Origin of the sequence: Haloarcula sediminis (assembly GCF_035656455.1) — an archaeon.
In the GTDB taxonomy this organism is placed as follows: domain Archaea; phylum Halobacteriota; class Halobacteria; order Halobacteriales; family Haloarculaceae; genus Haloarcula; species Haloarcula sediminis.
This window is the reverse complement of sequence record NZ_JAYMGA010000013.1, coordinates 21,169-43,087: the sequence shown is the minus strand read 5'-3', so window position 1 is coordinate 43,087 and position 21,919 is coordinate 21,169. Positions and strand designations below refer to the sequence as shown.

The window sequence follows — 21,919 nt, the reverse complement described above, 5'->3', positions numbered from 1 at the left end:
TATATCTCACCTCCACGCGCACCACACTCTGATGTAACGAGGATTTCAGCAGGGACTCAAATAACTATAGCATATACTAAAGGAGATACTACAGTAAATCCTATAGGAATAGCTATAGTCCCTTCGTAGCCTGTTTTCGGACCGCTTCCCGGACGGCTTCGAATTGCTCCGGGGCTGCTTCTTGGAAGCCCACACGCAGTGCTAGCCGAAGAATCGCACTACGGTCAACATCACCCCCCTCGATATCGAGCCGCTCCTGGAGCCCATGACCGACTGCGTTCAGATGCTCCGGGTTGTCCTCAAGCGCTCGGATGAATGCGGCGAGCTGACCGTCCCACACACTGACCGTTTTCTGTTGGTCGCCGGCGTCGATGGCCTCGAGCTCGTCGACGATATCCTCGACGAGGTCCTGCCGGTCCATCTTTTCCGCTTCGGAGTCCAGCCGGTCCCCCTGCGAAGTCTGTGCTTTGAGATCCTCCAAGTCTGGGTCGTCACTCATCGGTCTCACCGTCCAGCTGTTCGACCAGCGCGCTCGCGGCGTCCAGATACGCATCACGGGCACGGCCGGCTGTGGTCGAGGGCTCGGCTATCGCGAAGGCTGTCTCGCCGCTCTCGGCGGCGTTGCGGATGTCCTGTGAGTACGGCACGTAGGCCGGCGCGATCGCGTTGGGATACGCTTCTTGGAACGATTCGAGATACTCCTCGGCGAGATTCGTTCTCGTGTCGACTTTGTTCGGGAGGACCAGCGAGAGTTCGATATCGACCGCGAAGTTCTCGTCAATCTTCTCGAGGTCTTGGCGGAGCGCATCGGCCTGCTCGGCTTCGAAGGGTCCCATCTCGACAGGCGTGATGACGTGTCGAGCGGCCCAGAGACCGTTGTAGGAGACGTTGTTCGTCATGCCTGGCAGGTCTATCAGCACGACATCGTACGAGAGCGGATCGACGTACTCGTCGAGGAACTGCTCGAGGCGACTGTACCGTTCGCGAGCGTCGTCGATGTTCCCGAGCTCGGCGTCGAGCGTGTCCAGCCCCGGGTGGGCGGGGATGAGGTCCGGCCCTTCGTCGGTCGCGATGACCAGATCGGCGACGGCGTCGTCGCCAAGCTTCCCGGCGATGGTGTCCCAGGCATCGTCGAAGACCGTGCTGATGTTGGGCCAGGCTTCGTCGGTATCGATTTGTTCTCGGTACTGCCCCCAGACGCCGAAGTGTTTCGCGAGGTCGCCTTGTTTCCCGGCGAGGTCGATGAGGAGGACATCGTGGCCCTGTTCGCTGAGTGCGACGCCGAGGTGGGCTGTGGTCGTCGTCTTGCCGGTGCCGCCCTTGTCGAGGAACGCGGCGGCGCGTAGTGTCTCTGCCATTGGCTATAGTGGTTCCTATAGGATAGCCTGTAGGCTTAAATCTACGTCAGACATCTGTTGAACATGAGATATAGGGATTCCTATAGGGGGTGGAGATGAGTTTGAACGTACAAATTCCGATATATCTCACAGATAGCGGGATAGCTCCATTAATATAGTATATCGATTAACAGTTGCGTATCATGAGCGATGATTCTGATAACAAATCTTTCATGGAGAAATTCAAAGAAGGGCGCGAAGAGGTACAAAAAGAATTAGAGAAAAGTGGAGGGAAGCAATCTGACGTTTCGTTTTCCGAGGAGAAAATTGGAGAGCTCGTTGCACAAGCAGAGAGTGATACAGTTACGGTTGACCGGCTATTAGGTAAAGAACAGTATTTCCACAATGTTTTATCTTTCTTTGAAGATGGAGAACAACCCGAGTTCTTGTTCCCGCTAACAAAGGGTCTCCTTGCTGATCCTGCGTTGATAGTCGAATCGGGAGCTGAACGAGAGGAATTAATCGGAAAGGCCGACGGTGGATCTGTCGCAATCACCGATAGATACGTCAGAGTTCACAGCAGGAAAGGAGAATGGACTATTCCGTACACATCGATAGTGAGCGTCGATTTTGTTGGCCACCCTGCTCTTCACATCCAAACTGCAGGGAGAACATATTATATCAAAATCGCTGGCACACACTTTGATGAAGAACAGAGCCTGTCGGAGGCTGCCAGTTACATCCGGAATAAGCAGCAGGAGTCTGAGAAACAGCCAAATGAATCAGAAACTCAATCTGATCCACTGGACCGTCTCGAGAAATTAAATCAATTGAAAGAAGCGGGTGCACTCTCTCAATCGGAGTTCCAAGAGAAAAAAGAAGAATTGCTTGACCAGATTTAGCAAATCTCCTAGGTACTGATTATTTCGACGGTTATTAAATACTGTCAGAAGTACTTTAGTTCTGTTGAGTTGGCAAATCGGCATCACCGGACTATCCACGCCACGGTCGAGACGGTCGACAACGCCGTCGCGAGGACGAACTGGACGCCGACCAGGACTTCGGCGCTAGGGTCGTACAGCTTCGCGAGGCCGACGGTCGCGAACAGGACCTGTGCGATGACGATGGTTGTAATGACGAGGTGGTGAGTGCGGCGCTGTTCATCGACTGGCACCTCGATGGCAGGCGTTCGTGAGGATGGATGGCTCTCAGTAGTGTGGTCGAGAGAGTCTACGCTACTATTGTACTGACCCTACTCCGCTAGCCATATGTCCAACAGATAGAGCGGCACCCAGGCCATCACTGCCGTTGATCCCAGGATGGTCATCAACCCAGCCGCAAAGAACCAATATATAAATGGCGCTCCCAGCGGCTGTACACCTGAAAACAACGGAATCAGACTCACGACTGCACACAGAACTCCAGTTGCCCAGAGTGAGAAGGCGATAAGTAGAGTTCCAAAAGAGAGATCTAACGAATCAACCCAGCGAAAACTAGCCCCTCTGACTCGCTGCAGTCACCGGTTTGGTCGCCGTCGCCCTTCCCCTTCCCACTGGTAAAACGAGCGTTGTTCCGACGTAATACGGTTGTGACCTGTTGATAGACTCGAGAGTGAATTTGCGACGGTGTCTTCCGTGCCAGCCCGACAGTCGTCACGGATTGCCTCGAAAACCGAGTCAGGGTCGTGCTCTTGCTCCGGATTCTCGTACAAGAACTTGACAATTTCTCGTTTAGTCTCCTGATTCGCCCCATCGTACTCGTCTAAAAGTTCTTCTTTCGTTTTCATCGAAAACCACCCAACGGGAACGGGTCGTGATTCCTATCATAACCGTTGAGAAGAGCTGTGATTGCCATCACGACACCTATGCAATATGAACTGTCTTCGGCTGTTATATTATTTCCCCTGATACGGGAACTTGGACAATGGCGAGCAAACAGAATTCAAACCAGACGGACAGGGAGCAAGACAGTACAGGGCAGAAAATGACCGCACGAGGCTTGGTTGAGCCACGGATTATATTGGGCGCCTTCGCCCTACTGGCAGTCGCCGGTCCATTGGTGACTTTCGGGGCCGAGGTTCAGTCGAGTCTAGCGTCCACGCCCGCGTTTTCATGGCTTTCCGCCGGGCTGGTTGCATTTCTACTGGTCGCTATAGTAGTGGCGCGGCTGCTGGGACTGGAGTAGACAGCGCCATGACTGACTACAACCCCTGGAACATCCTTTTCGAGTGTCTGCAGGCACAACCGCGGCGCCGGCTCCTGACCGGGCTCGCTGCGTATCAGCCGATGGAGGCAGTCCATTTCACCGAGCTTCGCGCCGACGAATCAGCGCCAGGGACGCCTATCCACGCCGAATACGTCCATATCCACCTCCCACAGCTGGCCGCCGCTGGCTACATCGTGTGGGACGAACGGACCCACGAGATTAGCCAGGGCCCAGGGTTCGAGGAGGTCGAACCGTTCCTCAAGCTGGTCCAGACCCACAGTGAGTGTCTTCCTAATGGCTGGGTGTGACGCATCGGTCGCGAGTGCGGCCCGCCCATCGCTCGTTGACGAACTTCGTCGACGGGTCACCTTCCAGGAGCGGCCGGCAACGCAGTTGTTGGTACTGGTGCTCCTGTTGTGGTTCGGCGTCCAACTCGGGACACTGTATCTTGGCTGGACAGTGCAGCAGTGGCAGTGGGTGTTCACGACAGAGTCGTTCCCGGCGCTGTCGCCGGGCCTCGTCCTCGCGACGATCTCGCATAACCCCGCGAACGTGACGCACGTCCTCGCGAACGTCGCCTTGCTCTGGCTGTTCGCCGGCGAGAGTGAGCAACACATGAGTGGCGTTGAGATCATGGGCTTCTTCGTCGTGACGGCACTGGTGTCAGTGACGGTTAATACGACTGTGACGGGCGACAGCACGTTGGGCGCGAGCGGCGGTGCACTGGCGTTCGTTGGATTCTACGGGGCACACCTCTTGTTCGCCCATCGCGACGGGCTGGCGCTGGACACGAGCGACTACGGGGCGCTGGACAAGGGGGCACTGCGTGCATACTGGCAGGGTGCACTGTTGCTGTTCCCGCCAGGGTTCGCGCTGTTCACGATCGGGCAGTACACTGGTGTCGTGCCAGCTGGTCGGGTGGCCGTGATCGGGCACTTCGTTGGGTTGGTTCTGGGTGTTGGGTATGCAGTGGGACGGGATGGGTTCTGGAAAGATAGGCATCTAGGTGAATCCCGGACGTGATACAGAGTTGCTCCGCCGGTCTGGAGATAGAGAGGGTCGCGCTGAGTCTCAAAACTCGCCGCCACAGGCTGGACAGGTAGGCTCGTCACCGTCCGTCGACGGCGCCACGCTGAGCTGGCAGCGGTCACACCACCGCCGTCGCTCGTGGGAGCCATCTGGTGTGTCGTGGGTCATGGCTGGGCCTACGTGCGCTGGGGGCAAGAACTTCGATGCTCGTTAACCAACATAACGGGACTGAACGTCTTTGTGTTGGTTAAGATTTTTCGGCGCTCTTTGAGCAGTTCCAGAACTGGCGTCACCACACCAGCCATGCCACAGTCGCGGCCGTCGACAGCGCCGTCGCGAGGGCGAGCTGAACTGCCGGTCGTAGGGTCCGAAATGCATCGTCAATGCAGGTTCTCGGACCCATATGAAGATATATCAGAACCCGTATAGAACGACAGAAGGACGTTTTATTTCCTACGACGGCGACAAGACCGTTTACAGAGGGTAAAATCACATTTACAGAGGGGCAATAGGCGAAATCATGCCTGAACCGTGTCCGAAACAACCCCTCTGTAAATCCATATTAATAGAGGCTAAGACCCAGCTATACAGAGGTCACTACCTGACGTAGCAAATTCTCACGTGAGTTGTTCATGTACGACATCAAATAATTTCGGGATTGACGTAATCTCAGTAATAAACTCACAGGTGTACTCGGAGTGCTCGCTGGAGCGAGTAATGTATTCGTTGAGCTTGGAAAACGCATGGTTCCCGGAATTCGAATACGGCGCATTGACCAACTCCAGCCTGCTGGATTCATACCAGTAGTTGAGAACGCGCGTGGCATGCTGTCGGTTCTCGAACACCCAGAAGCAAGCCCCATCCAGCTGTTGCATCAGCTCGCGCTTGCGGTCTAACATGTCGAGGTTGTTGTGGTCGGTCAGGACCTCTACATGGGCGACGGATGTGCTGCCGTCGACGTCGTTGGTGACACGGAGATCCGGGCGGGCACTATTCTCGCTCCCCGGATAGCGGACTGCATCCCAGCCATGCAGTTGGGCGAGGTCGTACCAGAGTTCGACGCCGAGCCGGTGGGTCAGTGATTCGTTGGGGTCGCCATAGATCGGTGCGGCGTCCGGCCGCGCAGTCGACCGCACCTCAGAGTAGACGCCACCGAACAACTGGCCCATGAACGCAAGTGCGACCGGCTTTGGGTCCCACTCAATCCGTTTTTGCAGAAGATACGTACTATCGAGGAACCCACCCGCTTGGAGCTGCTCGAACACGCTGGCGTATCGATCGTCCCAGAGTCCATCCGAACACTGCAACAGGTCCTGTATCGACGGCGGCCGCGTCTCCGTTAACTGCCAGGTCTCGGTTCGGGTCATTGTGGCCCATTGTCGTCCCATTGTTTCGCCGTTGTAGTAGCACAGGATGTTCCAGAGAATATCCACGACCGGGTCTGAGATATTTGTAATCTGGGTCCCGTGTGCTTCGTACGGGACTCGCTGGGTCGCAGTTCTGTAGACCTGTTTCGGTGGCGTTATCGGCATATGGGCGGGTGGTCTGCAGCCTCCCCTATCGGTTTTGCTGGCCGAGTTTCAATTTTTGAAGCGGCCAGCCTGGCATCTGTGTCGGCGTCGTACTGGTCGGGCCTCGCGAGGGCGACTGGAGGCCGACCAGGACCTCAGCACTGGGGTCGTACAACTTCGCGAGGCCGACGGTCGCGAACAGGACCTGCGCGACGACGACGGTCGTGATGGCGAGGGTGGTTACTATATACAGGTGTGCTGGTACCAATCTTTGTCTTTAGAGTCAATGTGTTTCGCCCAATTGTAGTCCAACGATAAGCCGAAGATTGAGTAGTTCCCCGTAAATTGACAGTGTTTGAGGCTTCACTGGTACACGATGGACAGGTGCGATAACTGTGGTCAATCCACAGACCACGCTTTTCAGTGTAACCACTGCAAGCAGTCTTTTTGTGGCGACCATCGGTTGCCGGAGAACCACGACTGCCCAGTATTTGTTGTGGATGACGACCTCAGCAGTTTTACCGGGGAAGGACCGGAGACAACCGATCGACGCTCAACATGGCGGAAACGTAAGGATAGAGTTCGGGAAAAGCAGGATGCACCGACAGTACCGGACCCAATATCGCCACAGAGCAAAAGTGACCACCGAAGCAGCGAGGCCGACTTAGCTGTTCTTACGTGTCCCTCATGTGAGAGCGATACAGATCAGATACACGACTGCGACCAATGTGGTCAATCAGTCTGTCCCAACTGTGAAGACCGGTACGAACACGAGTGTCCGTCTGCCGTGACGAAAGGTGGGGAGCCCGACGCTGACGATGAGTCTTTCTTCAGTAAGTTACTAGGACTGCTCAGATAGCGATCACGCGTGTCCGCCGCCTGCTGAGTCATCTGGTATCTGCTCTTGGTGTCCGCTTGTGTTTGGTTGGGCGGGACAGATACTGGGCCGACGCTCACGAGCGAAAGTGGGGGCCCTCAGAGTGTGAATCGCCGGGAGTACCGCTCTTCCGGGAGTCAGCCCTGTTTCGTCGGTAGCGTCTGTTCTGGAGTAGGTCCCTGTGCAACAAAACGACCGCGATCGGTAGCCCCCGCCACCGCTCCAGCCGTAAAGTTTCATTACCCACGGGCTAGTCACATGCGGTAGGTATCTCACGTGCCACCGATTGATGAAATTGACCGACGGACCGATGTCGTTTTTATTCTCTTCCATTACATGGAGTCAATCCGTGGCGTCACGAAGCTTCAGAAACTCCTCTTTCTCATCGAGCAGGAAACGGAATTTTTCGAGGAATACGAGGAGGATATCGCATTCAATTTTGCCCCCTACAAGATGGGACCATTTTCAGAAAAAGTCTATGAGGAGCTGCATTTCCTCCTGCAGATGGGGGCTATCGAGGCCACACCGATGGATGACGGACCACTTGCTGGAGTTGACGACGACCTCTCGAACAAGGAGTTCAGCATCACGCCCAAAGGAGAAAAAATCGCGTCGCAACTGGTCGAGATTCTGGAACCGGAGTATCAGACTGAGCTTACGGAGATCGTAGAGTCCTACGGTGACCTATCGTTATCAGAACTCCTCGAAGTCGTCTACACATCGTACCCAGCGTTCGCGACAGAGTCCGAAATCAAGGATGAACTCCAACTGGAGGGCGACTGATGGCCGATATTGAAAGTGTTGAACGCGAATACGCAGAACGATGGGTGCAGAGTGAGGAACAGCACCGGGACCAGTACATCCCAGAGAAGTACCAGCTCGGCATTCTCACAGACTACCTTCGCAGTGAGGATATCACCTTCACCACCGAAGCACGTGTCTTCTCGTACCCTATCGATATCCTGGGAATCGACGGCGACGTGACGATTGCAATCGAGATGAAAGCCCGGAATATCGGCCGCGGCATCGAACAGGCCCGTCGAGATGCAGACGTGGTGGACCACTCCTATTTGGCTGTCTGGGAACACTCCGTCTCCACCGAGCTGCAAGAGCGGTTCGAAGAACTCTCGATAGGGCTCCTCAGTGTTGACGAGGATATCGAGGTTATTTCTGAGTCTGAACCCGTCTCACAACAATTATGTAGAAAGGAAAACATTGTTAATAAAGTATTAGACGATGTTCGAGACGATTGTCCGGTACAAGAGCAATAACGAGCGGTCTATTTTTGACGATCACTACGAACTCTGGGATTCCGCGCTTGTCTCGGCACATCTCCTTGCAAATTCCAAAAAGCGGGTACCGAGGTTACTCGCCGACCTGATAGAAGAACGAAGCCTGAGTTACTACATTGACCCCATTCTGGCGGAGTTTCGCCAGGGGAAGAGCTTCCGGTACGAGAACGGGAACGTCCGACAATGGCACAGGGACTACGCATCTGAACTCGGTGAGCCGTTCGAAGGGCTCCTCGACGATCCAGGGACGGTCAACGCTCGGTTCCTAGAGACAGATATCATCGAGCAGATCGCCCAAGCCGCTATTGAGTTTCAGGAAACGATCGTATACCGACGGCTGGACGAGCACTTGGGGAAATATGAGACATTGGATGTCAGCAGAGAGGAAGCCAAACCCGATGCTGTGATTCCTTGGGCCCACAAGCTCGAAAAAGAGCAGGATTACGATGCTTTCCGGACGATTCTCTCGGCTTCGAAGGCTCAAGCAACTCGTCCACTGCGGCCGGTAGTGTACACATCGACGAGCAAAATAGGTCACGGGGAAAACCGGACTGAGCTGATCGATTTGCTCAGCAACGAAGACATTGGAGAGTGCTTCCTCCTGTTTGAGGACCTCGACAAGCACGAAACCAACGAATCCGAGTACAAGCACATCATCGACTTCGTGTACGACCTCGACGCTGCGGGCATTGACCCGTACTTCTACTACGGTGATTTCTTTGCGAACCTCCTCCACGACTTCGGACTCAAAGGAACTGCCTACGGAACGATTCACGGTGAACAGTACCGTGAGTCGGTGGAGCCAAGGAGCAGTAGCGGGATGTCTTCTCGCTATTATCTCGACAAAACCAAGGACTTCCTCCAGATCCCGGCGGTGGTGGACATCATGTCACGAGCCGATGAGCCGGTATGCGACTGTGAATTCTGCAGTCGACACTTCGACGATTGGCTTGACCTATCCGAGCTCGAGGAGGCAGACGAAGATGAGACCGCACTTCAGACGATCGTGATGAAGCACCGGGTATGGCAACGGTGGGAGCACGCGCGATTGGTTGAGGAGGAGGATGTTGAAGATGTAGTTGCAGACCTCGATTCGGATTTCAAGGATATTGTGACAGAGTACCGGAGTTCACAACAGGTGGCCTCACGCAAAGAATTCCAGTATATGCAGCGCTGGCGGAACGCTGTCGAGAAGCGTTCCGAATTGCTTGAGAATTGACTCAGATCATCGCCGCTACTTTTTTCGGGTTCCACTTTCACTCTGATACCCTGACACTTAATCTGCTTTGTCAACTACTACCACCAGCCTACGTGAGTTAGAATGCCTTGGATTGCACTCTACAATGGAAAGAAGGCTGCCCCCCGGCAAGTTCCGAAACAGACCGATGTCGAATGTCCGGAGTGCGGCGGGACTATGCGCGTCTGGAGCAAATACAGTGATGGCCGTGCTCGGCACTTCAAACACACCGAAAACATGGGTAGCGATGGCAGTGGTGGAGGCGGTGCAGCGTGTGAGTCTGTCGCTGAGTCCGATATCCATCTGAAATGGAAATCTTTGGCCGCTGACCAGCTTGAAGAAGCCTTCGAGGGCACTGTCAAAGACTGCGAAATGGAGAAACGACTCGCGGCGCCGGAATCCGACAAAAACCATCGGTCTGGCGACGCCGTTGTGACCTTCGAGCAGCGAGATTCACAATTAGGACAGGGTGTTGTAGTCGAAGTTCAGCATAAGAACGAGTCGAAGGACATCGACGCTGCGACAGCGGATTTTATCGCCCAAGACTATGCCGTTGTTTGGACGGACAAGGCGGATTTCGGGAGCGACCAGTGGCGAATGGCTGAAATTGACATCAGGGCGCGGGCCCAGGAAGCCGCGTGGCCCGAACAGGTTCCAGAACAGACAGTGTGGTGGCAACCGGGACAGAATCACCGAGCGCACCAGAGCGAATGGCAGGCCGCACGCCGGGAACTACAGTTGGTCGACGTGCCAGCAACACTCCCCCGTGAATGGCACGACGAGCAGGCTCGCGAACTGTGGGAGCAACAATCGTGGCATGAGTTGTTCCCGACATGGGTAGAGCAAGAATCCGAAGAGTATCCCGCCCAGGCAGACATTGCTGAGGTCCGCTCTGAAGTCCTCAACGGGACTGAGCCGACGATACAGCTGCCCCCCACGGTGATAGAGGCGTTGCTATTTCGTACAATATCGTGGGAGAAGCTGTTTAATCCGGGCGTGGAACCGCCGTATGCGTCGCGTGGCGAGGGTTCTGTAGAGATCGATATTGCGCCGTTTATCCATCAACAGACGTGGAAGAAGTGGTATCGGGATGGTGTTCGTGACCGACAGTCCGAGCGGGATGATATCGACCCGCCACCAACGGGTCACGACGACGTCCAGTGCCACGAATGTGAGAGCTACTTCTATTGGACCCATGGGTACGAGGAGTGCCAGACATGCGGCACAGAGATCGACTGGGCGTGGAATATAGTATCTGGCCGTATCTCAGAAGACTCAGTACCCGAAGAATTTGATTAAAGATATGTACGACCAGTCAAGAAATCATCTATGGTCTTTCCTGGTTTTAGTGTCTCTGATAACATCGTGGGAAAATCAGTCGATTTTGATACAATTCGATTAGAAGGATATGAGGAGCTACAGCAATATTGGGAGAGTGATTCCCCTCCTCAAGTACGGTTAACATCTGAGGCTCAAGATGCAGTAGAATGCGTTATCGACAAATATTATCAGAGGCATCCCGAGCTGAGAGATTGGTATCCTCCGGGTGGAACCTCATTTAAATTTCCAGCTCGGGAAGCCGATGTTGAACCCCTGCTGGATTGTTTAGCCCACTGCATCGTCTTGCGACTAACTCCGAGTGTGCCTTCTGAATTCGCGTCAGAAGAGTCTAAAATACTCCTCTATTCGGATTTTATAACTGAAGAATTGGGCTATTCAATCGATAGTCCAGACTGGGATCAATTAGACGACTCTGAGCTGGATGTTCAGACCAAAATAGAGGGTCAAATACCAGATGGTTATGAATCGATAGAACTGACTCAAGAAAGATTCCAAGAGTATGCCTTTGAAATACTGAGACCACTTGTCATGAAATCAGATTGGCCAGAGGGAGCGGCTTGGAGTATCAACCTTGCTTTACATGAATTACGGAAAGGGCGATATCAAGAAGCAGCATATGCGTTTGCCGCAGTTCGTAACAGTATTACCAAGTCTCCGACTCCGGTCGAGGAGATAGAATACACCCAACTTTTGAATAAATATCTCATAACGCTCAGAGACCTATCCCTACACCACAGCTCCGCTGAAGCACCTTCAGCAAAACAAGAGAGATTTACGGATATATCTGACCGCCCATACATTTTCGTGCCGACATTCGCTTCGGAGCCGACTTTTCATGATCCCTACTTTAGGATGTCCTCGCCAATCTGGATAGCGAATGCACTAACATTTATTACTGGATTAGCACACGCTCTTGGAGCCCCTACGATTTCTCGGAACGAGATAGATCCGTTCGGGTCAGAGATGACATTTAATAACGCTTCATTTGTACTGCGCGCCGCAAATGAATTGGTTAGAATTGACGAAAGAGCAGACGAAGAAAATCCAATCGGATACTTAGACTATATCGATTTCCGGGAATTTGCACCAGAAGCTATCCTCACTGATGTGTTTGAATCCATCGGCTATGAGATCATGGGAACGTTCGAAGGTTCCTTTGAATACGAGGGTATAGAGGTATCCTTAGACGCGGATCTAGTTCTTGAAAAGCACTCCAAGCTACATCTCGTCTACTATAGCCCGGACGATGTGCTAAGTCTTCATCAGGAAGTTGAAAGCCTCGATACTGAGGCCCAATTGATTATTGTTGATGAAGAAGAATATGCTGAGGAAACTATTGAGATTGAACGAGACTCTGAAATTCTTGAGTTGTACTATCTCGATTTGACCTCACGAACCCTTCGATCAGTGGATACCGGACTCCACGTAAGAGATCAGGAACCAGTAACAAACAGTGAAATACGGGAACGGCTTCGTGATTTGTATGAGTCTGCGGATACTGTCGAAAACCCACGGCAGAAGGGGGATCTACTCGAAGAATTTGCAGAATTGCTATTTAACGAACACATCCCAGATACGGAAGTTCTCCGCGTCAACAGCGAAACTGGTAGTGAGGAATTTGATTTAGTTCTTCGGAATAATCAAGAGTCCGCCCCGTGGGAGGACCTATCGGCAATCATTATGGTGGAATGTAAAAACTGGAGTAAGTCTGTAGGCGCGAATGTCGTCCATACGCTTAATTCGAAAGCCGATATACTGGGAGCTAATTGCACCACCGGAATTTTGTTGTCGTGGAATGGCATTTCAGGTTCTGAGTATGAAGACGCGGCACATCAACGGATTAGAGAGCTCAAGCAACAAGAATTCGAAGTTCTACATTTCGATAAAGACGAGATGGAGTCAATGATTGAGACGGATACTCCGAACGAAATTTTCGACCAACGATATATCGAACTTATTTCAGAGTACTGATTGGAAGTTCGAGGTTATATTCAACTGGCCACTATACCAGGCGGAAAATTATCGATGCAACTTATCTTTTACTCAAATCCGGCGCATCGTTGTCACGACCTCCCGGCCGGTCACCCGCCACTGACACCCGTTCCAGACGGCCTCGACCCGCACGAACCCACGAGCGTAGGCCACGCTGCAGTGCCTGCCCCGCCACCTGGCGGCGACCGTCGACGAGCTCGCCGACACGCGGACCGTCCCGGTTACACGACGTGGCTAACCAACAGAACCGGGGTAAGGGTAAACTGTTGGTTAGCGACACAGATACGGTTGCTAAACCGGTCAGTACAACGAAGTAGCGATGAGCGCTGTGCACCAGAATGAAGCAACTCAATACTTGATGTTTCACTTGACTTTATCTGTCAGGTGTCATATTCCGAAGTATGGCTCAGTGGCCGAATCGACGAAAGTATCTCGCGACGCTCGGCGCTCTCGGTGTTACCGGTATCGCCGGGTGTTCACAAGGTGACTCGACGACGGAATCGACACAGACTGAAACGCCAACCAGTAACCTCGGTGGTGCAAACTTCACCTTCGAGTACGATACACAGGCACAGCAGATAACGATTGAGTACACTGGCGGGGCAACGATTCAGGCCGGGAATCTCCAGGTCCGTGCTTCAACAGGCCAACAAACCAGGTGGTCACAGCTTGGCTCTACGACCACGGGCTCGGATGCACAACTGAGTAGCGGGGCGACCGCGGTCCTTGGAGCAGGGGTCCTGAATTGGGGAGCAGGAGTTGATCCGAGCGAGACGATTCGACTCGTCTTTGCGGCAGGTAATGGACCTTCGACACTGGGCCGCTTTACCCCGACGGAACCCTCCACGCTTACGTCGACGCCATCAGGTGAGGAATTTAGCATTGAACTGGCTACCGAGGGTGAAGTGCACTTTTCTGAGACAGTAACTTTTGATAATGTATCAACAGAGTTGCCTGATCTGATTGTTGGAATGAGTAAAACTGGAGATGATGGGTGTGCTGAGTCAACATATGAGGCGCAGATAACTGATATGACGATAACTGATGGTAGTACCTCTTATGATATTGCTGACAATGTTCCTATATCCGAATTCAGTAGGTCTGATACACGCCGGGAAGTCTACTCAAACCCAGTCAGTGGGTCAGATACGTGGACGTGGTCATTCAACATCGAACCACAAGGACCCGTATTTAGCCATCCTGATCACTGGCACTGTGCCGCTCATTTAAGAATATATCTTACTCAAGACGGAGACTGGTTTGAGGATCCCAATGAATGGGGTCCACCAGAGAACGCAATAGCATATAATTTGCAGAGACAGCAGCCGGGCACTTCCAACGAGAGCGGAAGTCTGTCACACGGCGCCATAATTACAAACGAGAGTGGTGAACAAAACCGTGAGTTGTTACGTACCGTGGACGACGCAAGTAATGATAGGGACTATGATTTTTATCAAGAAGACGTTATATGGAATATCACGGTAGAACGAAGATGATATTTCAAAGACGCTCACTCATAGCACACGGTTGATTTCAGAGTGGTGCTCGGACAGCGTGTTTGAGTGCGTCCCGTCCCGGCTTTCGGTACAACTCTCGGCGGAGTTAGAACGCCCAGCAGTCAATTCGCACCTGTACTGACCGGCTATTCCTATCCCAACTGGACGAAAAATTGACCCGATGCTCAAATCCGCCGCATCGTCGTCACGACCTCTCGCCCGGTCACCCGCCACTGACACCCGTTCCAGACGGCCTCGACCCGCACGAACCCGCCATCGGACCGCGGTTCGAACTCGATTTTCCGCTTGGGGCCACGCACGGGCTCGTACACGAACCCCTTGGCATCAGCCACGGACGCGCCGTTCATGGCCGGACCTCGTGAATCGTCGTTTCCGAACACTCGGCGACCGTCCGGAAGACGGCCCAGTCGGTCAGCCGCAGCTCCTCGGTCACCACGTCGACGACAACCGTTCGCGGGGTCGGAGACTGTACATCCGTCGTGCCAACAATCTCTCTGGAGTTTTTCAGAAACTGCTTGCGAGATACAGAGATCGTATGTAGCAAATGCCTCCGATTTTCTACTCGGGTCAAGCAACAGGGTTCCTGAACGGACTATCCATTATCGAGCCACTCGTCACGCATTATCGTCATTACTCGGTTCGCGAAGCGGCGGACAGAGACGGCGTTGCGAGTGGATAATTCGAAGTGGACACCGTCGCGGTCGATAGAAGCGGTTTGTAAGAGTTCGTCCAAATCCTCATCTTCGGTGAGTTGCGTGATGATTGCGTTGAGAAAGTCATTATCGACTTGTTCTGTAGCGGAGACGGGGACGCTGGCGGCTGCTTCGTTGTGCTGTGTTTTGTAGATTTTGAGGAGCAATGATGATTCTGGGGAGAGTGGACGGAAGCGGAAGCGGTGGAGAATGGGTTTGATTTTATATTTGTTGTTAATTTCCACATCGTCTAACTGTTCAAGGGCCTCTCTGACGCCGGTTCTTGCTTGGGCCGAGTAGGAGTAGTAGCTAAGGACGGAAGTGAAAATCAAGAGTATGAGAGAGATTACAGAGACGATGAAGTTGATAGAGAGTTGACTGGTCGCTGATGAAGGGGTTGGAGTTGGCAATTTGAGTAATATCAATGAAATAGACTAAGATAAAATCACGGGCTCGTAGAAGAGAACCACTACCTTGACTCTTGGTTTCCATGACAAACGCGCACTGTCAATTCCGCACGGCTTCTGAAATCTATTACCAGCAGTATGTTTCAATACTGATTGCCGGCTCAAATCCGCCGCATCGTCGTCACCACTTCCCGCCCGGTCACCCGCCATTGACACCCGTTCCAGACGGCCTCGATGCGCTCGAACCCGCCATCGCTCCGTGGTTCGAACTCGATTTTCCGCTTGGGGCCACGGACGGGCTCGTACACGAACCCCTTCGCGTCAGCCACCGATGCGCCGTTCATGCTTCCACCGCCTGAGCGAGGTCGCCGACCAGAGAGCCACCAACACGCGGGCCAACGTCCCACCCACGCCGTCCACGGACGTGCTCGCACCACTCACCGAGCGTCGCGAGTGGCGTCTCCTTGAGCTCGAACTTCTCGGCGTCGTCGACGGCCGCGGCGTCCCGAGGCACGACGGCCACGGCAAACTCGTAGCTGTCCCAGTAGTGGGCACAGTTCTCCCCGTCGACGCCGAGAAAGAGGCCGGGCGATTGAGTCAACAGTTGGCGGGCGATACGTTCTTGTGAATTCGCTTGCGTAGTTGGCATTGGTTCTTACCTGGAACCACGCGCCTCGGTGCTCTAACACCGGGGCGATTTCGTCAGAAATCGACCAGCGGCGCATGTGTTCCTGTCTAAATCTATGTAACGCAACCACCATAAATTCTTTCCATGCGGAAACTAATGCTCTGATACCGTATGAGTGCTACACATGGAAATGAGCAGGTCAGTGATCAGGAACTATTAGAGACGTTCAGAGAGATCGAGGGGCCCTTCGTCACTGCAGGGGAGCTGGAAGAATGCCTCCCGATTGGCCGGACGGCCATCAATAAGAGACTCAAGGAACTGTGGAAGGAAGGTCGGATTAACAGAAAGAAGCCCACATCAACAATGGTCGGTTGGTGGATCCGTGAGAATCAGGACTCTTCGGAAACGTAATTCCGACCCTCGTCGGTAAGCCACCAGTTGCGGGTGCCGGCGGTCATTTTACTATCTAAGTATCCCTCTTCTTGGAGTTGTTCCAACCGATTGTGGACGCCCTGCCGAGATAGGTCTACGGCTTCAGCCAACTCAGTAGCGTGCATGAAGGGGTCCGAGCACAGAGCAAACTCACGCAATATTTCAAGATCAGAAACCGTCGGCTTTCGGCCCGGATCAGGCATTGTCTCTGGTGACGCGGCCAGCTTAAAAAATATCCGCGGTCTATTTTAATAGACACTCGGCAAATAATTATCGCACGGCAATTAGTTGTCGTGCGGAAAGCGTTAAGTGGCCATAGCCGAACACAGTGAGATAGAGCGACGTCCAGACACCGCGGCGTCGCGTCGAACCCATGACAGCAGACCAGCCCACCCACGACGAGAGGCATCGCTCGCGTTCACTAACGGACCCACGTCAGGGACCGCCAGCACACTCCCGGCAAATACTGCGATGCCGTTCACGTTCCGCCCATTCGAAAACCACCAGAGGGCGGCCGTGCCGTTCACTGCCGTTCATCGCCGGTGAACGGAAAGAATCGGACACAGAAGGCCCAAAAACCCGAATTCCGCTAATCTACCGGCATATCTTGCCATGCCGTTCACGCGGCCGCCACAGCCCCTTTATCCACACCCTCGACGCCCCGTCCATGGAGGCACGCACATGACGACCTACCACGACCTCACCGGCTTTCGCCGGGACTGCCTGCAGGCCATCGCGGCCGTCGACGGCGAGCCCTACGGCCGCGCGCTGCAAGACTGGCTCGACGACCACTACAGCGAGCCCGTCAACCACGGCCGACTGTACCAGAACCTCGACCGGCTCGTCGAAGCCGACCTGGTCCAGACCACCGAGACGGCCACCGACGACGAGCGCCGTGTCGTGTATACGCTGACCGACACCGGATACAGGCTGCTCGAAGCCCACGCCGGCGAACTCGCCCAGCTCCAACACCAGGGCACGCTCGTCGCCGACGGCGGCCTGGCCCCGGAGCGGTCGCTCGACCCGTTCGTCTGCCCGCGTGGCCATCACTCGCTTACCGTCAACGCGACGCGGTTCTCGTGTCAGACCTGCTTCCAGCAGGACCAAGAGCCATCGAACTGGGACAAAGCGGCACTCGTCGACCTGCGCGAGCAGGCCCCGCCCGAGGACGACCGAGACCACCCCGCCGACGGCGGGCCCACGGGAGGTGCGGACTGATGCCCATCGAGGAACGGGACACCAGCGCCGTCGTCACCACCGCGTGCCCGTACTGTGACGCGCCCCTCCCCGAGCAAACCTCCCTAGCCGTGCATCTGGCCTACAGCTGTCCGGCGACCGGTGGCGACCAGCCGGGAGGGGCCGCATGAACGACGAGACACAGGGCGGACTTGGGGCCATGCTGGCGCTGGCTCGCGAGTGGTGGCGCCGCGCCGGGCCCACGTACGTCCTCCTGGTCGGCGTTGCGCTGGGAATCAGCGTCCCGTTCGTCGTCGGCGGTGTCGTCGCCGTCGGCGTCGGCCCGACCCACACATCTACTGAGACCGCCTTCGCGGCGCTCGTCGCGGGCCTCGTCGCGGCTGTCTACACGGTCGGAGTCCTGTACCTGCTCGCGCCGGTCGTCCTGCAACGACTGTACGGGACCGATGGAGGTGCCCGATGATGGTCGCTGTCGACTGCCTCGCGACGCTGGGCGCCGCTCTCGATCAGGATACTACCACGCTCGCGAAAGAGAGAACCATGACCGGGCGTGGGCAGCGCCCGGTGCAGGGAGCGTGGGACCCGGGCCCGTCAACGATGGCGCGGGTGGGTGGATGTCAGAGGGGTGTCGCAAGCGGGGACCGGATCCCATCTAAACGTACAGGAATAGGCTGTAATAAGCTTTCAGCCTCATTGCTGCTGGTCGCGGGAGGTGCCCGATGACGGCCGTCGAAGTCGGCGAGGTCGTCTCGCTGACCGAGCTGGACAGCGAGCCCGCGTTGCTCGTCCTCGCAGTCGAGGAGGACCTCACCGGCGCGCTGCTGGCGGACCTCGCGAACGAGACCATCCAGCGCCTCGAGGCGACCGTCGGCGACCGCGAGGGCCGCCGGGAAATCGCCCAGGCCGTCGCGAACGCCGAGGATATCATGACCTTCGCGGTGCCGCCCGCCGAGGTCGCCCATCGAAATGGGCCCGGCATTCAGGGCTGTGGGCCGCCCCAGGGGGGTGGCGAGTGATGGCCCGTGCCGACCCGGCAACGGGCACTGGAAGCGAGCCAGCGCCCACAGGCGGCCAGCAGTGGCGACTGCGCTACGTCGTCGGCGAACTCGTCCACTACACCGAGTGGACCAGCGACTTCGCGACGGTCGAGAACTACTACGAGCAGTACCGCCGCGGGGACTACGGCCACGACGTCGTCATCGAGCGCCGCACGGAGGTGCAGGGATGACCGGTCACGGGAACTACTACGGCGTCGACGGTGCTGGGGCGCTTCCCTGCGTGCTGTGTGACGAGCGGAGTCCGACTATCGAGGCCCATCACCGGCACATGGAGGCGGTCCATGACTGCTGAACGGGGGTGGCGCTGCCAGGTGTGTTACACAGATTGTATAATTTCAACCAGAATGAAACTTATTACTAGTCGGCTAGTTAGATGGCAGTATCAGGATAGGACGCACGCGACACTATCCATCAGGATAAGCGGAACAGGAGGGGGGAGTCCCCCTCTCAACAAGAACATCCGCTTGTTCTGCTGGTCTAGTAAAAAAGCTTGCCCCTCAACGAGCGGCTGCACTGTCCAGTCGACTGGGACGATCCCCGCTCAGCCGGGTCACGAACTCCGCTTGAGGGTCGGAAAACCGCCTCCGAGAGCTGCAGGTGTCGTCAGTGCATACGAGCCCGCGCTGTGGTCAGTGTCACCCGGTTCGATTCCGGGCGCGGGTTGTGTGGTCACGATGGATGCAGACCACCCCCACGACGGCGACGGTACCGACAGTCAACTGAACGCAGAGATGGAAGCCCTCATCGAGTCGAAGACTGCACAGCTTCAAGCACGGGTCGAAGGGCTCGAGTCCGACCGCGACCAGCTTCAAGCACGCGTCAAAGAGCTCGAAGGCGCCCAGGAGGAACTCCAGGCCGAACTCGAGGCAGTCACTGAAGAGTTAGCGATAGAGCGCGACCAACGAAAAGAGGCCGAAGCCGAGCGTGATCAGCTCCGTGGTCTCGTTTCGGACCTTGAGTCCGACCTGGAACGGATCCACGACATCGCGACGACGGCTGTCGGGAAGGCCCAGGCCAACGAGAACGAAATCGGCGACCTCGACGACCGCGAAACTAAGACTCGCGATATCGCGAAGAGTGCTATCGCGAAGGCCCAGCAACTCGACGCCGATCCCGACAAGCAGGAGGATGCCGAGACGCTGCCGGAGGGAATCGAACCCAGTTCCTCGCCGCTGGATTTCTTCGCCAACGTCCGCCAGTCGACGGTCAAAGAGGTGTTCGTCGAGCAGGCAAACAAGTCCAACACCTACCGGGCGATCCAAGTCGCCAAGCGCTGGCCGGAGTTCGCCACCAAGCGCCACGACGGGAGCGGGGTCTTCCTGACCAAAGACGATGTTACGGAGGCTTTGACCGCCGAGCTCGGGAGTAAGCCACATCGCCAGACCGTGCACCGAGTGTGGGACAAGCTCCAGGAACTGGGCGGGCAGGACCTCCGGGTCAAGACCAGACAGGTCGGGACCAGTGATTCGAAGACGGAGATCCTCACGATGTCCATGGAAACCGCTCAGGGACTCAACGAGCAACGCTACGCCGGCTTAGATCTCCTCGAGGATGGGATTACAGCCGGAACCTCGGGTGGTGTCACCCCTGTTGTGACGGGGCAACCCACCCACGCCCTGTGACGACGCCAGGATAGGACACACTACCACAGAACGACACCGTCGTGGAGGTGGCGGCACGTGCCCTGCCGCCGCTGACGCCGCTGTTTGCTAGCTGCAGAACTCGGGAAGCGACCCTTTTGTTCAAGAGCGTAGTGAGTGTTCCTAACACGAACGAAGCGATTGGGGTGAATCCCTCGTTCACAACAGGCGTGACGGGCCAATCCACTGAATACCGGAACGCACAGCAGGACGGTCACTCATCGAGATGTGCCGCAACGATGTCTTCCTGGAGGAGTTCGGCGGCTTCCTCGGGATTGTTCCGGATGAAGACCTCCAAGTCAGCTCTCGACCGGATGTCGTATTCCAACGCGAGGTAGTCGTGCGTAGCCGGGCCAACATACAATTCCTCGGTGAGATCCGTCTCAGAAACGGGTGGGATTTGATTATCGGCCAGCCAGTCATGAGCACACTCAACGGCCGTTGCGGCATCGGTTACTTCCATATCGAGGAGGACCTCTCTCCCTTTCCGGATGTAGGGATGTTTCTCATCCCCGGGAGTATTCACGACGACAGAGAAGCGTCCATCAGAGTGTTTGATAGTGACATTGAACCGACCGTCACTCACCCATCGTATGACAGTGTCATCGGGGCTAACCTGCTGGAGCTGCCAGCCAGTAAACGAGTCAGCTATCGTTTGGTCTGCGAATGGGCCACGCTCGTCTCTGAGTTCAGACCCTGTCGAGAACCCACCGACAAATTGGCTCGCAATTGATCCCACAACATCGCGATCAATCCCCGCTTCTTGAGCGATATCGAGGTGGTCGACCGATTCAGAGAGGAAATCTGCTGGGGCTCGGTAGCCAGCGTCAGCGAGAGCAACTACCGTACTACGGTTTGCAGCAGGATGGTCGTGTATCGATGAATCAATCTCATCCTCATGCATCAACTCAAGATATCGCTCGACCTCACTGTCCGGGATACGGAATTCAGATTTGCCAAGCGGGCCGGTGCGAGCACCGTCTACCTCCGCTATGGCTTCTGAAAGCGAGTATGCACTTGTCGCAAGAAGTTGATACTCACGCTGCTGTTCGCCATCCGCAGTAGGGACTGAGTCCATAATTTCGACCTCCAGTGGAGCGTCGAAGAACAGCTCTTGATCGGAGGAAGCAGCGAATTTGACTAAGTCAAAAGCGCGAGTCATGTGGCTATCAGGTGGTTTTGACTGTGGTATACATTACAATACGGGAAATTGAATCTCGTTTGCCAAGAACAACTGCTGAGAGAGTAGTGGGCTAACCAACAGAGCGATGGTATCCGGCAGGATGTTGGTTAACGGTGGAACATCCCCACCACACACACCCCCCGTTTCGAGTGTTAATCGGCCAGAACCCGTAGGAGGGGGAGTAGCGTCGATCACCCCGGTTTCTATATAAAGAGTGTCCCCACCACACCCCATTTCGAGTGTTTATTTGTCGGGAGAGCCCTCTACTACTACTACTAACGCTAGCTAGTAGAAAAGAATAAGAAGGAAGTCAGCAACAGCACACAGCTACAGCATCTGCATCT

The 21,919-nt window shown here is 55.3% G+C and carries 27 protein-coding genes and 1 pseudogene; 18 read left to right on the top strand and 10 right to left on the bottom strand.

The annotated features are described in order from the left end of the window. Positions 1 to 112: 112 nt before the first annotated feature. Positions 113 to 499, bottom strand: coding sequence for a hypothetical protein (locus VJ162_RS17550; RefSeq protein WP_324666081.1), 387 nt, complete (start codon positions 497 to 499; stop codon positions 113 to 115). Further along, on the bottom strand, positions 492 to 1,358 hold the full coding sequence (locus VJ162_RS17545) for a ParA family protein (RefSeq protein WP_324666080.1): 867 nt from the start codon (positions 1,356 to 1,358) through the stop codon (positions 492 to 494). Before VJ162_RS17545 ends, VJ162_RS17550 begins: the two co-directional genes overlap by 8 nt. 182 nt (positions 1,359 to 1,540) lie before the next feature. Here VJ162_RS17545 and VJ162_RS17540 point away from each other — a divergent pair, with 182 nt between their 5' ends. Then, positions 1,541 to 2,239 (top strand): SHOCT domain-containing protein, encoded by a 699-nt coding sequence (locus tag VJ162_RS17540; protein ID WP_324666079.1) that lies wholly within the window; start codon positions 1,541 to 1,543, stop codon positions 2,237 to 2,239. An 83-nt stretch (positions 2,240 to 2,322) separates the two neighbouring features. Here the strand turns inward: VJ162_RS17540 and VJ162_RS17535 are convergent, their stop codons facing one another. After that, positions 2,323 to 2,511, bottom strand: a complete 189-nt coding sequence (locus VJ162_RS17535) for a hypothetical protein (RefSeq protein WP_324666078.1) — start codon at positions 2,509 to 2,511, stop codon at positions 2,323 to 2,325. Positions 2,512 to 3,529: 1,018 nt separating this feature from the next. Between VJ162_RS17535 and VJ162_RS17530 the strand changes: the two genes are divergently transcribed. Then, complete coding sequence (locus VJ162_RS17530; protein ID WP_324666077.1) at positions 3,530 to 3,850, top strand: hypothetical protein; 321 nt, start codon at positions 3,530 to 3,532, stop codon at positions 3,848 to 3,850. Next, positions 3,837 to 4,565, top strand: coding sequence for a rhomboid family intramembrane serine protease (locus VJ162_RS17525; RefSeq protein ID WP_324666076.1), 729 nt, complete (start codon positions 3,837 to 3,839; stop codon positions 4,563 to 4,565). The genes VJ162_RS17530 and VJ162_RS17525 overlap by 14 nt, the downstream gene beginning before the upstream one ends. Positions 4,566 to 5,188: 623 nt before the next feature. Here VJ162_RS17525 and VJ162_RS17520 read toward each other — a convergent pair. After that, positions 5,189 to 5,938 (bottom strand): hypothetical protein, encoded by a 750-nt coding sequence (locus tag VJ162_RS17520; RefSeq protein WP_324666075.1) that lies wholly within the window; start codon positions 5,936 to 5,938, stop codon positions 5,189 to 5,191. A gap of 520 nt (positions 5,939 to 6,458) precedes the next feature. Between VJ162_RS17520 and VJ162_RS18555 the strand changes: the two genes are divergently transcribed. The 7 genes from VJ162_RS18555 to VJ162_RS17490 all read left to right on the top strand — a co-directional run bounded on the left by VJ162_RS18555 (position 6,459) and on the right by VJ162_RS17490 (position 14,317). Next, positions 6,459 to 6,941, top strand: a complete 483-nt coding sequence (locus VJ162_RS18555; RefSeq protein WP_407066878.1) for an AN1-type zinc finger domain-containing protein — start codon at positions 6,459 to 6,461, stop codon at positions 6,939 to 6,941. A 354-nt stretch (positions 6,942 to 7,295) separates the two neighbouring features. After that, complete coding sequence (locus VJ162_RS17515; protein WP_324666074.1) at positions 7,296 to 7,742, top strand: DUF4065 domain-containing protein; 447 nt, start codon at positions 7,296 to 7,298, stop codon at positions 7,740 to 7,742. Beyond that, a complete protein-coding gene (locus VJ162_RS17510; RefSeq protein WP_324666073.1) occupies positions 7,742 to 8,230 on the top strand; it encodes a hypothetical protein in 489 nt (162 codons plus the stop codon). The genes VJ162_RS17515 and VJ162_RS17510 overlap by 1 nt, the downstream gene beginning before the upstream one ends. Further along, positions 8,196 to 9,470 carry a hypothetical protein gene (locus VJ162_RS17505; protein WP_324666072.1) on the top strand — a complete coding sequence of 425 codons (1,275 nt, stop codon included), beginning with the start codon at positions 8,196 to 8,198 and terminating at the stop codon, positions 9,468 to 9,470. Before VJ162_RS17510 ends, VJ162_RS17505 begins: the two co-directional genes overlap by 35 nt. A gap of 195 nt (positions 9,471 to 9,665) precedes the next feature. Next, the gene (locus tag VJ162_RS17500) at positions 9,666 to 10,787 is read left to right on the top strand and encodes a hypothetical protein (RefSeq protein ID WP_324666071.1); all 1,122 of its coding nucleotides are present in this window, start codon (positions 9,666 to 9,668) and stop codon (positions 10,785 to 10,787) included. 30 nt (positions 10,788 to 10,817) lie between these two features. Next, positions 10,818 to 12,800, top strand: coding sequence for a restriction endonuclease (locus VJ162_RS17495; RefSeq protein ID WP_324666070.1), 1,983 nt, complete (start codon positions 10,818 to 10,820; stop codon positions 12,798 to 12,800). A gap of 422 nt (positions 12,801 to 13,222) precedes the next feature. Continuing rightward, positions 13,223 to 14,317: a hypothetical protein gene (locus VJ162_RS17490; protein ID WP_324666069.1), complete on the top strand. Its 1,095-nt coding sequence runs from the start codon at positions 13,223 to 13,225 to the stop codon at positions 14,315 to 14,317. Between the two features lie 185 nt (positions 14,318 to 14,502). On the opposite strand, the gene VJ162_RS17485 is transcribed toward VJ162_RS17490, so the two are convergent. The 4 genes from VJ162_RS17485 to VJ162_RS17470 form a co-directional block, all read right to left on the bottom strand. Next, on the bottom strand, positions 14,503 to 14,685 hold the full coding sequence (locus VJ162_RS17485; protein WP_324666068.1) for a hypothetical protein: 183 nt from the start codon (positions 14,683 to 14,685) through the stop codon (positions 14,503 to 14,505). Between the two features lie 245 nt (positions 14,686 to 14,930). After that, positions 14,931 to 15,440: a hypothetical protein gene (locus VJ162_RS17480; RefSeq protein ID WP_324666067.1), complete on the bottom strand. Its 510-nt coding sequence runs from the start codon at positions 15,438 to 15,440 to the stop codon at positions 14,931 to 14,933. 158 nt (positions 15,441 to 15,598) lie between these two features. After that, complete coding sequence (locus VJ162_RS17475; RefSeq protein ID WP_324666066.1) at positions 15,599 to 15,781, bottom strand: hypothetical protein; 183 nt, start codon at positions 15,779 to 15,781, stop codon at positions 15,599 to 15,601. Further along, positions 15,778 to 16,086, bottom strand: coding sequence for a hypothetical protein (locus tag VJ162_RS17470; protein WP_324666065.1), 309 nt, complete (start codon positions 16,084 to 16,086; stop codon positions 15,778 to 15,780). Before VJ162_RS17470 ends, VJ162_RS17475 begins: the two co-directional genes overlap by 4 nt. A gap of 150 nt (positions 16,087 to 16,236) precedes the next feature. Between VJ162_RS17470 and VJ162_RS17465 the strand changes: the two genes are divergently transcribed. Beyond that, positions 16,237 to 16,476: a hypothetical protein gene (locus VJ162_RS17465; protein ID WP_324666064.1), complete on the top strand. Its 240-nt coding sequence runs from the start codon at positions 16,237 to 16,239 to the stop codon at positions 16,474 to 16,476. On the opposite strand, the gene VJ162_RS18550 is transcribed toward VJ162_RS17465, so the two are convergent. Then, positions 16,455 to 16,700, bottom strand: a complete 246-nt coding sequence (locus VJ162_RS18550) for a winged helix-turn-helix transcriptional regulator (RefSeq protein ID WP_407066877.1) — start codon at positions 16,698 to 16,700, stop codon at positions 16,455 to 16,457. The two genes, VJ162_RS17465 and VJ162_RS18550, sit on opposite strands and share 22 nt — an antisense overlap. 478 nt (positions 16,701 to 17,178) lie before the next feature. Here VJ162_RS18550 and VJ162_RS17460 point away from each other — a divergent pair. The 7 genes and pseudogenes from VJ162_RS17460 to VJ162_RS17430 all read left to right on the top strand — a co-directional run. Further along, positions 17,179 to 17,463, top strand: a pseudogene (locus VJ162_RS17460) (PadR family transcriptional regulator); the annotation flags it as partial. Between the two features lie 251 nt (positions 17,464 to 17,714). After that, positions 17,715 to 17,864 carry a hypothetical protein gene (locus VJ162_RS17455; RefSeq protein ID WP_324666063.1) on the top strand — a complete coding sequence of 50 codons (150 nt, stop codon included), beginning with the start codon at positions 17,715 to 17,717 and terminating at the stop codon, positions 17,862 to 17,864. Continuing rightward, positions 17,861 to 18,157, top strand: a complete 297-nt coding sequence (locus VJ162_RS17450; RefSeq protein WP_324666062.1) for a hypothetical protein — start codon at positions 17,861 to 17,863, stop codon at positions 18,155 to 18,157. The genes VJ162_RS17455 and VJ162_RS17450 overlap by 4 nt, the downstream gene beginning before the upstream one ends. 256 nt (positions 18,158 to 18,413) lie before the next feature. After that, on the top strand, positions 18,414 to 18,710 hold the full coding sequence (locus VJ162_RS17445; RefSeq protein ID WP_324666061.1) for a hypothetical protein: 297 nt from the start codon (positions 18,414 to 18,416) through the stop codon (positions 18,708 to 18,710). Beyond that, positions 18,710 to 18,922, top strand: coding sequence for a hypothetical protein (locus VJ162_RS17440; protein WP_324666060.1), 213 nt, complete (start codon positions 18,710 to 18,712; stop codon positions 18,920 to 18,922). The genes VJ162_RS17445 and VJ162_RS17440 overlap by 1 nt, the downstream gene beginning before the upstream one ends. Then, the gene (locus VJ162_RS17435) at positions 18,919 to 19,044 is read left to right on the top strand and encodes a hypothetical protein (RefSeq protein WP_324666059.1); all 126 of its coding nucleotides are present in this window, start codon (positions 18,919 to 18,921) and stop codon (positions 19,042 to 19,044) included. Before VJ162_RS17440 ends, VJ162_RS17435 begins: the two co-directional genes overlap by 4 nt. Before the next feature lie 382 nt (positions 19,045 to 19,426). Beyond that, positions 19,427 to 20,374, top strand: coding sequence for a hypothetical protein (locus VJ162_RS17430; protein WP_324666058.1), 948 nt, complete (start codon positions 19,427 to 19,429; stop codon positions 20,372 to 20,374). A 232-nt stretch (positions 20,375 to 20,606) separates the two neighbouring features. Here VJ162_RS17430 and VJ162_RS17425 read toward each other — a convergent pair whose 3' ends face one another. Continuing rightward, positions 20,607 to 21,554 (bottom strand): hypothetical protein, encoded by a 948-nt coding sequence (locus tag VJ162_RS17425; RefSeq protein WP_324666057.1) that lies wholly within the window; start codon positions 21,552 to 21,554, stop codon positions 20,607 to 20,609. Positions 21,555 to 21,919 lie beyond the last annotated feature (365 nt).

What these genes read in the sequence shown, in the direction of transcription:
- VJ162_RS17550 (WP_324666081.1), bottom strand. Translation starts at nt 499, where the DNA reads ATGAGTGACGACCCAGACTTGGAGGATCTCAAAGCACAGACTTCGCAG.
- VJ162_RS17545 (WP_324666080.1), bottom strand. Translation starts at nt 1,358, where the DNA reads ATGGCAGAGACACTACGCGCCGCCGCGTTCCTCGACAAGGGCGGCACC.
- VJ162_RS17540 (WP_324666079.1), top strand. Translation starts at nt 1,541, where the DNA reads ATGAGCGATGATTCTGATAACAAATCTTTCATGGAGAAATTCAAAGAA.
- VJ162_RS17530 (WP_324666077.1), top strand. Translation starts at nt 3,530, where the DNA reads ATGACTGACTACAACCCCTGGAACATCCTTTTCGAGTGTCTGCAGGCA.
- VJ162_RS17525 (WP_324666076.1), top strand. Translation starts at nt 3,837, where the DNA reads ATGGCTGGGTGTGACGCATCGGTCGCGAGTGCGGCCCGCCCATCGCTC.
- VJ162_RS17520 (WP_324666075.1), bottom strand. Translation starts at nt 5,938, where the DNA reads ATGACCCGAACCGAGACCTGGCAGTTAACGGAGACGCGGCCGCCGTCG.
- VJ162_RS18555 (WP_407066878.1), top strand. Translation starts at nt 6,459, where the DNA reads ATGGACAGGTGCGATAACTGTGGTCAATCCACAGACCACGCTTTTCAG.
- VJ162_RS17515 (WP_324666074.1), top strand. Translation starts at nt 7,296, where the DNA reads ATGGAGTCAATCCGTGGCGTCACGAAGCTTCAGAAACTCCTCTTTCTC.
- VJ162_RS17510 (WP_324666073.1), top strand. Translation starts at nt 7,742, where the DNA reads ATGGCCGATATTGAAAGTGTTGAACGCGAATACGCAGAACGATGGGTG.
- VJ162_RS17505 (WP_324666072.1), top strand. Translation starts at nt 8,196, where the DNA reads ATGTTCGAGACGATTGTCCGGTACAAGAGCAATAACGAGCGGTCTATT.
- VJ162_RS17500 (WP_324666071.1), top strand. Translation starts at nt 9,666, where the DNA reads ATGCGCGTCTGGAGCAAATACAGTGATGGCCGTGCTCGGCACTTCAAA.
- VJ162_RS17495 (WP_324666070.1), top strand. Translation starts at nt 10,818, where the DNA reads ATGGTCTTTCCTGGTTTTAGTGTCTCTGATAACATCGTGGGAAAATCA.
- VJ162_RS17490 (WP_324666069.1), top strand. Translation starts at nt 13,223, where the DNA reads ATGGCTCAGTGGCCGAATCGACGAAAGTATCTCGCGACGCTCGGCGCT.
- VJ162_RS17485 (WP_324666068.1), bottom strand. Translation starts at nt 14,685, where the DNA reads ATGAACGGCGCGTCCGTGGCTGATGCCAAGGGGTTCGTGTACGAGCCC.
- VJ162_RS17475 (WP_324666066.1), bottom strand. Translation starts at nt 15,781, where the DNA reads ATGAACGGCGCATCGGTGGCTGACGCGAAGGGGTTCGTGTACGAGCCC.
- VJ162_RS17470 (WP_324666065.1), bottom strand. Translation starts at nt 16,086, where the DNA reads ATGCCAACTACGCAAGCGAATTCACAAGAACGTATCGCCCGCCAACTG.
- VJ162_RS17465 (WP_324666064.1), top strand. Translation starts at nt 16,237, where the DNA reads ATGAGTGCTACACATGGAAATGAGCAGGTCAGTGATCAGGAACTATTA.
- VJ162_RS18550 (WP_407066877.1), bottom strand. Translation starts at nt 16,700, where the DNA reads ATGCCTGATCCGGGCCGAAAGCCGACGGTTTCTGATCTTGAAATATTG.
- VJ162_RS17455 (WP_324666063.1), top strand. Translation starts at nt 17,715, where the DNA reads ATGCCCATCGAGGAACGGGACACCAGCGCCGTCGTCACCACCGCGTGC.
- VJ162_RS17450 (WP_324666062.1), top strand. Translation starts at nt 17,861, where the DNA reads ATGAACGACGAGACACAGGGCGGACTTGGGGCCATGCTGGCGCTGGCT.
- VJ162_RS17445 (WP_324666061.1), top strand. Translation starts at nt 18,414, where the DNA reads ATGACGGCCGTCGAAGTCGGCGAGGTCGTCTCGCTGACCGAGCTGGAC.
- VJ162_RS17440 (WP_324666060.1), top strand. Translation starts at nt 18,710, where the DNA reads ATGGCCCGTGCCGACCCGGCAACGGGCACTGGAAGCGAGCCAGCGCCC.
- VJ162_RS17435 (WP_324666059.1), top strand. Translation starts at nt 18,919, where the DNA reads ATGACCGGTCACGGGAACTACTACGGCGTCGACGGTGCTGGGGCGCTT.
- VJ162_RS17430 (WP_324666058.1), top strand. Translation starts at nt 19,427, where the DNA reads ATGGATGCAGACCACCCCCACGACGGCGACGGTACCGACAGTCAACTG.
- VJ162_RS17425 (WP_324666057.1), bottom strand. Translation starts at nt 21,554, where the DNA reads ATGACTCGCGCTTTTGACTTAGTCAAATTCGCTGCTTCCTCCGATCAA.